Source organism: Paenibacillus protaetiae, from assembly GCF_004135365.1.
GTDB classification, from domain to species: Bacteria; Bacillota; Bacilli; order Paenibacillales; family Paenibacillaceae; genus Paenibacillus_AP; species Paenibacillus_AP protaetiae.
The window spans coordinates 759,100-771,200 of the sequence record NZ_CP035492.1; the positions used below are offsets into that span (position 1 = coordinate 759,100).

The window sequence follows — 12,101 nt, forward strand, 5'->3', positions numbered from 1 at the left end:
CCTCATATTTTGAATTTCTCCACTTCTTTTGCAATCAGCCCGATCATTTGATCTTTTCCATAACGGTCCGTTATGTCTTTGCGCGCTTGCTTTCCTTTTTCTTTTGCCAGCTCAGGGCGGCTGTAAACTTGCCGCATATGTTTTCGAAGATCGGTTAAGCTTGGTTCAGCCCAGCGGTGCCCGTTGAAAAGGTAAATATGGTCATGAATCGTTGTAAGCTGCTCAACCTGAATCGGATAGGCATTATTTTCAGTTATAAAGTCTGTAGGACCGCTCCAATTCGTTACAATAACCGGCAGCCCCAATATCATCGCTTCCATCACCGGCCGTCCCCAGCCTTCGCCTCTTGTCGGCAGCACGAATGCATCACTGGATTGATACAGTTGAATCAGCTCGTCGGTTGGAACAATCCGGTTTACAATCCGTATTTCCGGAGCATCCGGTATTGCGGCTATCCATTCCTTTACCGCCGCGATGGCCGCGTCATGCCCGTCAGTCGTTTTGATGATCAAGGAAACCGGGTCCTGCGATGTAAACTCTTCGATATAAGCTTTGATCAAAATGTCGTAGCCCTTGCGGTCCGACCAGTCAAATACCGATAGGAACGTAAACGGACCGCCAGTAGAAGCTGGAGGCTCAGGTAAAACCTGATCCGCCCAGGCGCAGTAGCTCGGGATCACTTTAAGGTTTGCTGTAATGCCGGCGCCGGCAAAAGTCTGTTTGTTGAAGGAAGAGAACACCCATATTTCATCAAACGCATTCAATTTGGGCAGCCAAAAATCAGGAATACGATCCGTTTCAAACCCGGTCCGGGCGATGTTGATGCGAAATTGCGGCTTGCGCGTAATGAAAGAGCCCATGTAATTGCAAATGTATATATCGTTATGCTGCAAAACCGTCTGCTCAAAACGTTCGATATACCGGATCTCCTCTTCGTTAAGCGCCGAATGCTTCGATGACGCATCCCGGGGGATGATTTTGACACGGCAGCCCGCTTTATCCAGCGCATGCAGCAGAAACCGGTTATCTTCGGCAAAACCGTAACCGTTATAAAACATGCCCTCCAGCAATACGTCCATGATCGTTTAGTCCTCTCTTACACTCTTACAGCAAAAGATTAAGCGCTTTGAAATGTTCTTCCGTATCCGTAAACGTAAGTTTCCCGTAAAGCTTCCGGTTATCGATATATTGAGGAATGCCTGCTTTGCGCAGCGTATCGCTAAATACGACATAATCGTAACGATCGGTATCATCAATATAGCTGACATAAGGCAGCACTTCTTTACGGACAAGGTAGGTGCAATGGATGACTTCAACTTCGATTAAACCTTTTACATGCTGAAACAATACTTCGTTATATAAATGCGAATGTTTATAGTACCCGTATTCATTGGTCACATAATGATAGTTGGAATAAAGGCTGGCTTGATTGTCGCCATTGCGCAGCAAAGGGCCGATAACGGGAAGAGAGGTTTCAAGAAGCTTCTCCAGCGTATCCGGCGCAATAAAATTATCGCAGTCCACAACAAAATAATGGGAATTCCTCTCCATTGCCCATTCAATGGATTGCTGCCGTATTTTTTTAAGTACCGTCAGTTTCAAGGAATTCCAGTCATGCGGCTTGTAGTCCTGCACCGGTTCGGGAACATCGCTTGAATCGTAATAAATTTCGGAATAGTTCGGCCGCACTTTTTCGATCCATTGCTCGAGCACTTCAGCCGTATTATCGGTGTTGTTGTTTGTACGAATGTACAATTTGATAAGCGAAGACGGATAGGTCTGGTTTTCAATAAGCTGGAGGAAGAACGGCAATACATGTCCTTTTTGTTTAGCCAATATCGCAATCGTCACATAATCAGCGGGCACATCAACACTTCCTTTCTATTATCTCGTGTATCATATGTTTGTTTGGATAGGAGGGTGATGAGCAAGTTCCCTTGCAGGGTATTGCCCTAGTCTTGCTATAACAATAGACAGATTTCTCATGCCGTTCTCCAGGATTGCTCATATTCTGTTGAAACGGCCTCAAATGCCGAAATACGTGGGTTAATGGAGGAAACCATGACAAAGGTCGCTTTCATTACAGGAATAACGGGGCAAGACGGCGCTTATCTGGCGCAGCTGCTGCTGGAGAAGGGCTATTCGGTGCATGGGCTTAGGCGGCGCAGCGCCTTATCCAATACAGGGCGTATTGACAAACTTGTCGTCCAAGCTAAAAAAGAAGGGAAACAGCTCGTATTGCACTACGGGGACTTAACCGACTCTACAAATCTGGTCCGCCTTATCCATGAAATCCAACCGGATGAAATCTATAATTTGGCGGCTATGAGCCATGTGCATGTAAGCTTTGAGACACCCGAATATACAGCTAACGCGGACGGGATCGGCACACTTCGCATTCTGGAAGCGGTAAGGTCGCTTGGGCTCGCGTCAACAACCAAAATTTATCAAGCTTCGACTTCAGAACTGTACGGCCTTGTACAAGAGGTTCCCCAAAGCGAAAAGACGCCGTTTTATCCGAGAAGCCCTTATGGGGTTGCCAAATTGTACGCCTATTGGATTACAGTAAACTACCGGGAAGCGTACGGCATGTATGCTTGCAACGGTATTTTGTTTAATCATGAAAGCCCTTTGCGGGGGGAAACCTTCGTCACCCGCAAAATTACGAGAGCAGCATCCCGCATCGCGCTTGGACTGCAGTCTAAGCTGGAACTCGGCAATTTATCGGCCAAACGGGACTGGGGCCATGCCCGCGATTATGTCGATGCCATGTGGCGGATCCTGCAGCAGGATGAGGCGGAAGATTATGTCATTGCTACCGGGCAAACAACCGAGGTGCGGGAATTTGTCCGGCTGGCTTTTGCGGAAGCGGGAATTGAGCTTGCTTTTGAAGGCGAAGGGGCGGATGAATACGGCTATGTGGTGGCTTGCCGAAATCCGGATTATATGCTGCCTGCAGGCTATAAGGCGGTTGAAGTGAATCCGAAATATTACCGGCCGGCGGAGGTGGATTTGCTGCTTGGCGATCCGCGTAAAGCGAATGCGAAACTTGGCTGGCAGCCGTCGCACAGCCTTCAGGACCTGGTGAAAGAAATGATGGAAGAAGATTTGCGGGAAACCCGGAAAGTGGCGGATTTGCGCAAATTAGGTTATGAAGCCTACTTGGATATCGAATAACCGTTCAGGATGGGAATATGGCATAGAATGGAGGGAGTGCAGCTGTGGTTTCAATAAGCCTCTGCATGATCGTCAAAAACGAAGAAGGGACTTTAGGGCGCATTTTGTCGGCAATGAAAGATATAGCGGATGAAATCATTATTGTAGATACCGGTTCAACCGACCGGACAAAACAAATCGCCTATTCATTCCGGGCAAAAGTGTATGATTTCGAATGGATCAATGATTTTGCCGCGGCACGAAATTATTCCTTTAGCAAAGCAACGAAACAGTACATTATGTGGCTGGATGCTGACGATATCATCGAAAAAAAAGACCAGCTTCTTCTCAAACGGCTGAAACAACATCTGGACCCCGTGATAGACCGTGTAACGATGGCTTATCATCTTGGCTTTGACCAGAAAGGCAATGTCACATACAGCCTGAGAAGAAACCGGATTGTCAAAAGGGAACGGAACTTTCAATGGATTGGCCCCGTTCATGAATATTTGCATTGTTATGGAACGGTCTATCATGCAGAAGCAGCTGTAACCCATTCGAAGCAAAAGGAGTATACAGACCGCAATTTGCGGATCTATTTGGAACGTCTGGCGGCAGGAGAGCACTTTACGCCGCGTGACCAATACTATTTTGCGAATGAGCTTAGGACGCATGAAAGATATTCCGAAGCAGTCGAGTGGTATACGAAGTTTTTGGATGGGAAGCAGGGATGGATAGAAGACAATATATTAGCGTCGCTTCGCCTGGCTGAATGCTACAGGCGTCTAAAAGATGAAGATAAACGGTTCCAAGCTTTAACGAGAGCACTGAAATATGACAAACCGAGGCCTGAGCTTTGCTGTGATATCGGCGCCTATTTTTTGGAACTTGGCCAATACAGAACAGCTGCTTATTGGTATGAACAGGCGTTGAAAGCGGAAGAGCCGGAAGGCCAAATGGCGATGATTAATTTAGCGAATTCAACCTGGATTCCGCATATCCAGTTATGTTTATGTTACGACCGGCTTGGCGATTATGAGAAAGCTTATGAACACAATGAGAAAGCACGGGAATACAACCCGACACATCCAAGCGTCGTTTACAACACCAATTATTTTAAAGAACGCCATGGAAAATAAACCGATAGCAAAAGCCGGCGTCGTTTCTTTGAAAAGAAAGGAAAACGATGCCGGCTTTCTTCTATTGTTAGTTGAATTGCGCCGTCATCAGAATAAAGACAACGGATGAAACAAGACAAACCGGCCGAAAGGCCCGTTTGTCTTCACCATTGCGATTATGGCGTTGGGTCAAGCAAAATGAGATCTAATTGCGCACCTACGTTAGGTGCTATGGAAAGTGTAGCAGCAATCAGCGAATTATTGCGAAGCGTAATAATATCTCCTGCAGTAAGAGCGATAAAGGCATCGCCTGATATTTGGCCAGTGGCCACTAAAGTGCCTACTACGGTAGAAGGATCAACCGTGCCGTTGACAGCTATCCCGAAGGAAGCGCCAACTCCCGCCGTTGTCGTAACATCAAAAGCGACACGGTAAACACCGGTAAGCGGAACGATGACAGCAGTACTGCCAGCTGTATGCGTAACGCCGTTTAATGGACCGTTATCGCTGAACGGCACGTCGGCTCCGCCGGTAATTATTGCATCAAGAGCTGAGGCAATATTGTACACGTATCCGTATGCTCCGATTGGCCCTGTCGCGCCAGTTGGCCCTGTCGCGCCAAGCAGCCCCGGATCGCCCGTAGCGCCAGTTGGCCCTGTCGCGCCAAGCGCTCCCGGATCGCCCGTAGCGCCGGTTGGCCCTGTCGCGCCAAGCGCTCCCGGATCGCCCGTAGCGCCGGTTGGCCCTGTCGCGCCAAGCGCTCCCGGATCGCCCGTAGCGCCGGTTGGCCCTGTCGCGCCGAGCGCTCCCGGATCGCCCGTAGCGCCGGTTGGCCCTGTCGCGCCAAGCGCTCCCGGATCGCCCGTAGCGCCGGTTGGCCCTGTCGCGCCAAGCGCTCCCGGATCGCCCGTAGCGCCGGTTGGCCCTGTCGCGCCAAGTGCTCCCGGATCGCCCGTAGCGCCGGTTGGCCCTGTTGCGCCAAGCGCTCCCGGATCGCCCGTAGCGCCGGTTGGCCCTGTCGCGCCAAGCGCTCCCGGATCGCCCGTAGCGCCGGTTGGCCCTGTCGCGCCAAGTGCTCCCGGATCGCCCGTAGCGCCGGTTGGCCCTGTCGCGCCAAGCGCTCCCGGATCACCCGTAACACCTGTTGGCCCTGTCGGACCTGGAATACCTAAACCTGAACGTCCTTCTGGTCCTGGAGGCCCTGTCGGACCTGTTGCACCTAATGGTCCTGCAACCCCTGAAGCTCCTGCAGGCCCTGTAGCGCCTGTAGCGCCAGTTGGCCCGATAGGACCAGTCAACCCAGTTAACCCAGTCAGCCCAGTCAAACCGGTTAATCCGGTTAAGCCTTGTTCGCCTTGTGGTCCTGTCGGCCCTACCGGTCCAGTTGGTCCGGTTGGCCCTGTTGGCCCTGTTGGACCGCCAGCAGGTCCAGCTGGCCCTACCGGTCCAGTCAATCCAGTCAGCCCTGTTAATCCAGTCTGTCCGGTCTGTCCGGTCTGCCCGGTTTGACCAGTTAAACCTGTTTCTCCATCAGCCATGTTAAGAATCACCTCTCATTAAAGAATACTAAATTATATGAATTGACCGCTGTACGGACACGGCATTTCTCTCATTTATTGCTAGATTTCCGCATATTTTCATGTTTTGCTCACTTGGCTGGTTCACCTCGGCAAACTGCACATCTGATCTGCTGCTCATTTTTATACAGAGCCATTAGGCTGGAGCGCCTTTCCGACATTTATAGCAAAGCATAAGATGAAAGGTGAAAGGCAGAGCTGTTTCTATCGTTGCATCATAGAAGGAGGAACCAGGGTGTTAAAGAAGATACCGGTTGCCGTTCCTGTCCTTAACGGGAATGAAAGCAAGTATGTGATGGATTGTATAGAATCAACATGGATTTCTTCCAATGGGTCCTATATTGGGAGATTTGAACAACAATTTGCAGACTTTTGCGGTGTCAAACACGCGGTTTCTTGCACAAGCGGCACTACAGCGCTTCATCTTGCTCTGCTGGCGCATGGGGTTCAAGCCGGCGATGAGATTATTATGCCGACTTTTTCCTTTATCGCAACGGCAAATGCGGTAGCGTATTGCGGGGCAACCCCCGTATTTGCCGATTCTGATCCGGATACATGGAATGTAGACCCTGCCAGTATCGTATCTAAAATAACGGATAAAACAAAAGGAATCATCGCCGTCCATTTATATGGCCATCCAGCTGATATGGACCGGATTAATGAAATGGCGGAGCATTACGGGCTGTTCGTGCTTGAAGATGCTGCTGAAGCGATCGGAGCGGAATACAAAGGCAAGCGTACCGGGAGTCTGGGCGACAGCGCGGTGTTCAGTACATTCGGCAATAAAATTATTACGACCGGAGAAGGCGGCGTGTTTACAACCAATCAGGATGAATTGGCTGCAAAAGCCAGATTGCTTAGAGGGCAAGGGATGGACCCGGACCACCGTTATTGGCACCCGATTATCGGCTACAATTATCGAATGACCAATATCCAGGCGGCAATCGGCTGCGCCCAGATGGAGAAGGCGGAGTGGCATATTGCAGAACGGATTAGGGTAGCTGGGCTGTACGGGGAGGCGCTGCAAAGCTTGGAAGGCATAAGCCTCCCGGTTCAAAAGGAATGGGCGAAACATGTTTATTGGATGTATAGTGTAGTGCTTGAGGGTGCAACCGAGCAGCAGCGCGATCTGGTAATGCGGCAGCTGCTTGAGTTAGGCATTGAAACGAGGCCTTTTTTTTATCCGATGCATACGATGCCGCCTTATCGTCATCTGCAGCCGGATGAAGATTTTCCAGTTTCCATGAAGCTGTGCGCATCCGGCATTAATCTTCCAAGCCATGCGCTCCTTACAAAAGAAGATATTCAATGGATAGCAGACTGCTTGGCCAAAGTGTTATCCAGATGCTGACGCCTTATGAGCAAAGCCTTACGCCTTAGGCCGGGACATCGCGTATCCGGCTTAAGGTTAAGGCTTTGGGGTCTGGCGGATTACTTTGGCCGGCACGCCGTATGCGACACAGTCTGAAGGAAGCGGGCGAACGACGGTTGATCCGGCGCCAACTGTTGTCCACGAACCGATGGAGATCCCGTCGATAACAGAGGTGCCGGTTCCGAGAAAGGAACCTTCGCCGACTTTTACATTTCCCGACAAAGCTGAGCCGGGTGCAATATGGCAAAACCTTCCGATCTCGCATTCATGGTCAACGGACGCATTCGTATTGATAATGGCATAATCCATAATAGACGCTTCGGCATTAATGACCGCACCGGGCATGACGGCGATTCCAGCGCCTAAAGATGCAGACTGCGCAACATATGCGCGAGGGCTGACCGCATTAACAGGCTGGAATCCGATGGCGGCCGTTTGCAGCGAGAGCTTATAGCGCATCCGGTTGTCTCCGATCGCAATAAAAGCATGCCGGACGCCTTGGTAATACAGCTCCGGCAAAATGCTGTCATCGCCAAGAACCGGAACGCCTGCGCACATCCGGTTTTGCTGCCGGCTTGTGCATCCGGCAATCTCGATGGACGGATCGGCCAGAAGAATATCAATGATGACTTTAGCATGGCCGCCGGCTCCTATAACCACAACTTTGCGTGTTGCGATGCGATCCTCTCCTTTCAGCAGCATGCAGCTGCAAGGCTATAGGCTGTCAATCAGCTCGATAAATTCCGCAGCGGCATCCTTCCATGTCCGGTTTAACGCTCCGCTTATGGCCGCGCGCTGCCTGTCGGGAAGTTCGGCATGCCGAACTCGAAGCTGGTGGATCGCCCACTGGATTTCCGGCACGAGATGCGGATGGAACGTAATAAACGAAGACAAATCCTCGATGACTTCAAGTGCGACATTAATCCGGCTAATCGCGACCGGCGTACCTACCGATAGCGACTCGAGAATTGGAAAAGGGCAGCTTCCTTCGAATTCGGTAGGAACAATAGTGCCGATCGCATATTTGTACAGCGCAGGAAGATGGCTGAAAGGAATCCTCCCAAGAAATACAACGCTATTCAGCGTCCCCGGGTAATATCGCTTCAGCAGCGCTTCATATTCGGGACGAAGCGGATTATCATCGAAGCGGTCCGTGAACACAAGCGCAAGATCGGAATCATGGCCGTCGGGGCTTTGCTTGTAGTTTAAAAAAGCTTCTATTAACCGTAAGTGGTTTTTATGAAGGCGGATGGCTGACGGAAAAGTAATGTAGGACGTGTGCAGCTGGTATTTGCTCCGAAACGCCTGTTCATCCGGAATGCCAGCCGCGTCATATTCCGCACTGGGAGCTGCCAGCCGGATTACCTTCACCTTGTCTGCAGGAAGCTTTAAGTATTGCAGCCCTTCGTGGTCGCGGATGAAGTTGCTGCTGCAAACGACACGTGCTGCTTTTGCCGCAAGTGCTTTCACAATCGGATCCAAATAGTGTAGAAATTCCGGCTGTTTCCGGATGTACACATCATAGAAATGGACATAAACCAAATCATGCAAAACAACGATATTCGGGCGCTCCAGCTGTTCTGCCAGCTCAAGACCGATGTAAGGGATAATCCACGCGTCAACCGGGGCATGCCGGTTCAGCCAGCCGGCGTCCGGAAAAGCGCCGAAAAAAAGGCGGTTCGGGTATTTATGCATGAAATATTGAAAGGTCGATAACACCTCATCCATATTATGGGCCATGGCGAATACATGGACCATCGTTTGATCGTCATGCTGCAGCAAACCTTCCGCCAGCCTGACAGTATATCGGCCGATGCCTTCGCCTCCGAGGGTAACCTGCTGCGAGAATCCGAGGAAAATGCCGATTTGCCTGGCGTGAACAGGCGTTTGTGGTACAGCGGAAGGCTTAAGTCCAGCTAAAAGCCGCTGGCATTCCGGCGTATGGATAAGGCTGGTAACCAGCCTCCAGCGCGACATTTTGACAAGCATATTCATATGGATGCGCAGCTCGCCCTGCTGCGGTCGCCGGTTTAACAGCTGTTCGTACAGGCGTGTTACAAACGTCTCCGGATGGAGCCTTCTCGCAGCGTGAAGAACTTGAATGATGGAATAGCCGTGCGGCGCAGTCAGCGCCGGCGATTGATAGAGATGCTGGGCTTCCTTGCTGTTTATGATATCGGAGACGATATACGATCTTGTATGCCCATTGTTCAATAAGGAAAGATGAGAAGCGAATCCCGGCTGGTCCGGCTCGCGATTCAACAGCTGTTTGTACAGCTCCCACAAAAAAAGCTCGTTATCCAATTCATAAATATCGCGCAAATATTGAATGACAGTCGAGGTGGTGCTCATGCTTTCGGAGAAACGCCGGCTGCGGTATCTAAGCTCGATATAATTCATCGCATTGTCTCCTTTCCGTCTATTCCCGATACCCGATATATTCATGTATGCGGCAAGCGCCCTAATTTATAACCAGCCCGTAATTCGTCCATTAACATTCTCTTTCAGAGGCATATACTGATACGAGCAAATTGAAAGATTGCATGATGGTTTATAGAAATAGAAGATTTGAGACTTCCGCTTTACCCGCCCTTAGCCTACAACATCCTGCTTTTCATTTTTATTCAGCGAGGTGGTTGGTTTTGAAGGTCGTCATTATGGCAGGCGGCAAAGGTACGCGATTTTGGCCGATCAGCACGGAGGCCATGCCCAAGCAGTTTTTAAAGCTGACATCGGACGACGAAACGATGCTGCAGCAAACCTATAATCGGTTTCGTTCGATTGTAGCGGAAGAAGATATTTATATTGTGGTAAACCCCGGTTATTTGGATTTGGTGAAGAAACAGCTGAAAGGGCTGGACGACAGCCGGATCATTCTGGAACCGGAGCAGCGGGATACCGCGCCTTGCATTGCCCTGGCGGCACGTTATTTTCTCCGGCTTCAAATGGACGAGGTTATCGTCACAGCGCCTTCCGATCAATATATGGATGAACCGTTATTGCTGGAGGCGGCGATTCGGGAAGCGGAAGCTATTGCCCGCCAAGATAAAGCGGTTGTTACGTTTGGCATCGTCCCGACGAGAGCCGAGACCGGCTATGGATATATTGAAGTTAAGCAAGGTTATGCGGCGGGCAGCCGCAATATTTGCGAGGTGGCGTCTTTTATTGAGAAACCTAGCAAAGCAAAGGCGCTGGAGCTTATCGAGAACCCGCGCATGTATTGGAACAGCGGCATATTTATATGGAAGCCGTCTACAATCGCTTATTACATGGAATGTTATCAGCCGGAGATGTGGAAAATTTTCGAAGCCGATAATCCAAACTTTCAGCAAGCTTATGTTTCACTTGCACGGCTTTCAATTGATTACGCCATTATGGAGAAAATACCGGCTTTATTTATGATCCCGATCCGGTTTATGTGGGATGATGTCGGCACGTGGACTTCGCTGGAGCGCATATTCGAGCGGAACGCCGACGGCAATTTAATGTCGGACAATATTTACACATTGGAAGCCGGCAACAACATTATTTTTACAGAGGGCAAGAAGACGCTTGTCATCGGCGTCAATAACGTCATTATTGTATCCACGGATGAAGGACTGCTGGTGTGCCACAAGTCGGAGGAGCAGTATATTAAACAGCTGCTGGCGGCTGCGGAACCAGGCCATGGAGGGATGAAGAAGCCGTGAAAGCTTTTATTACGGGGATTGCCGGTTTTGCAGGAAGCTATTTGGCCAGTCATTTAATCCGGCAAGGATTCGAAGTATCCGGTACCGTCCGCCACTCCACCAGGCTGGATAACCTGAAGCCGATCCTCCATCACATCCAGCTGTACGCATGCGATCTGCTTGACCGCGAAACGGTTTTTAATACGATCCGGGATGCAAAACCGGACTATATTTATCATTTGGCGGCGGACAGCAATGTCACGGCTTCTTGGGATCATTCCCTGGATACGCTGTATAACAATATCGCCTGTCAGGCTCATTTGTTGGATGCCATACGCATTTGCCATCCCGGGTGCCGGATATTGATTGCCGGTTCCAGCGAGCAATACGGATATGTGAAGCCGGAGGAGCTTCCGATTAAGGAAACGAATCCGTTCCGGCCGTTAAACCCGTATGCAGTAAGCAAAATTTCGCAAGAGCATCTGGCTTATCAAAATTATAAAACATACGGGCTGCATACCGTTATCGTACGCACCTTTCATCATACCGGACCGGGCAGAAGCGACAATGTCGTCACTTCCAGCTTCGCCAAACAAATTGCAGAAATTGAAAAAGGGCTGAAGCCGCCGATTTTGCATGTCGGCAATCTGTCGGCTGTCCGTGATTTTCTCGATGTGCGGGATGTGGTGCGCGCCTATAAGCTCGCGCTGGACTGCTGCGAACCGGGAGAAGCTTATAATATCGCTTCCGGCCATGCGCTTTCGGTCAATGAGATGCTTACGATGTTGTTGTCATTCAGCCAGGCGTCCATTGAGATACAGGTAGACCCTTTACGGCTGCGGCCTAGCGATTCCGCCGCAGTATATGCCGGCTATGAGAAATTTCATGCCCGAACAGGCTGGAAGCCGGAAATCCCTTTGGAGCAGACGCTGCTTGACTTGTTGAACAGCTGGAGAGCGAAGCTGAGCTAAGAGACAGAGCCCGCCGGCAGCAGAAAGGTTTGACATCAGCCGTAAAGGCAGTATAATTCATTTTATACAATCAAATAGCCAAACGGGAGCTCGGGGAACCGGGCTGAGAGGAAAACTATCCTGTTTTCGACCGTAGACCTGATCTGGATAATGCCAGCGGAGGAAGTGTTGACGCATCCGTTTATTTGCTCTGAAAAGATGCGGCAATTGCGGCTTTTGCGATACGCAGCGTATAAACG

The 12,101-nt window shown here is 50.2% G+C and carries 10 protein-coding genes, 1 pseudogene and 1 riboswitch; of the genes and pseudogenes, 5 read left to right on the forward strand and 6 right to left on the reverse strand.

The annotated features are described in order from the left end of the window. Positions 1-2: 2 nt before the first annotated feature. On the reverse strand, positions 3-1,079 hold the full coding sequence (locus tag ET464_RS03255) for a glycosyltransferase family 4 protein (RefSeq protein ID WP_129438210.1): 1,077 nt from the start codon (positions 1,077-1,079) through the stop codon (positions 3-5). A 25-nt stretch (positions 1,080-1,104) separates the two neighbouring features. Then, a complete protein-coding gene (locus ET464_RS03260) occupies positions 1,105-1,866 on the reverse strand; it encodes a glycosyltransferase family 2 protein (RefSeq protein WP_129438212.1) in 762 nt (253 codons plus the stop codon). A gap of 195 nt (positions 1,867-2,061) precedes the next feature. On the opposite strand from ET464_RS03260, the gene gmd reads away from it, so the two are divergent. Together gmd and ET464_RS03270 are read left to right on the forward strand one after the other, a co-directional pair. After that, positions 2,062-3,177 (forward strand): GDP-mannose 4,6-dehydratase, encoded by a 1,116-nt coding sequence (gene gmd / locus ET464_RS03265; protein ID WP_129438214.1) that lies wholly within the window; start codon positions 2,062-2,064, stop codon positions 3,175-3,177. 44 nt (positions 3,178-3,221) lie between these two features. After that, positions 3,222-4,295 (forward strand): tetratricopeptide repeat-containing glycosyltransferase family 2 protein, encoded by a 1,074-nt coding sequence (locus tag ET464_RS03270; protein ID WP_129438216.1) that lies wholly within the window; start codon positions 3,222-3,224, stop codon positions 4,293-4,295. Between the two features lie 155 nt (positions 4,296-4,450). On the opposite strand, the gene ET464_RS20950 is transcribed toward ET464_RS03270, so the two are convergent. Then, a complete protein-coding gene (locus ET464_RS20950; RefSeq protein WP_244226733.1) occupies positions 4,451-4,843 on the reverse strand; it encodes a BclA C-terminal domain-containing protein in 393 nt (130 codons plus the stop codon). Positions 4,844-4,846: 3 nt separating this feature from the next. Then, positions 4,847-5,803, reverse strand: a pseudogene (locus tag ET464_RS20525) (collagen-like domain-containing protein); the annotation flags it as partial. A gap of 283 nt (positions 5,804-6,086) precedes the next feature. On the opposite strand from ET464_RS20525, the gene ET464_RS03280 reads away from it, so the two are divergent. Next, complete coding sequence (locus tag ET464_RS03280) at positions 6,087-7,202, forward strand: DegT/DnrJ/EryC1/StrS family aminotransferase (RefSeq protein WP_279630119.1); 1,116 nt, start codon at positions 6,087-6,089, stop codon at positions 7,200-7,202. A gap of 57 nt (positions 7,203-7,259) precedes the next feature. On the opposite strand, the gene ET464_RS03285 is transcribed toward ET464_RS03280, so the two are convergent. Further along, positions 7,260-7,925, reverse strand: coding sequence for an acetyltransferase (locus tag ET464_RS03285; RefSeq protein WP_129438222.1), 666 nt, complete (start codon positions 7,923-7,925; stop codon positions 7,260-7,262). Between the two features lie 12 nt (positions 7,926-7,937). Continuing rightward, a complete protein-coding gene (locus ET464_RS03290) occupies positions 7,938-9,623 on the reverse strand; it encodes a DUF4214 domain-containing protein (RefSeq protein ID WP_165279882.1) in 1,686 nt (561 codons plus the stop codon). 242 nt (positions 9,624-9,865) lie between these two features. Here ET464_RS03290 and ET464_RS03295 point away from each other — a divergent pair, with 242 nt between their 5' ends. Both ET464_RS03295 and ET464_RS03300 read left to right on the forward strand, forming a co-directional pair. Beyond that, the gene (locus ET464_RS03295; RefSeq protein WP_129438226.1) at positions 9,866-10,912 is read left to right on the forward strand and encodes a mannose-1-phosphate guanylyltransferase; all 1,047 of its coding nucleotides are present in this window, start codon (positions 9,866-9,868) and stop codon (positions 10,910-10,912) included. Continuing rightward, complete coding sequence (locus tag ET464_RS03300) at positions 10,909-11,862, forward strand: GDP-mannose 4,6-dehydratase (protein WP_129438228.1); 954 nt, start codon at positions 10,909-10,911, stop codon at positions 11,860-11,862. Before ET464_RS03295 ends, ET464_RS03300 begins: the two co-directional genes overlap by 4 nt. A gap of 72 nt (positions 11,863-11,934) precedes the next feature. Further along, positions 11,935-12,044, forward strand: a riboswitch (TPP riboswitch). The last annotated feature ends 57 nt before the right edge of the window (positions 12,045-12,101 follow it).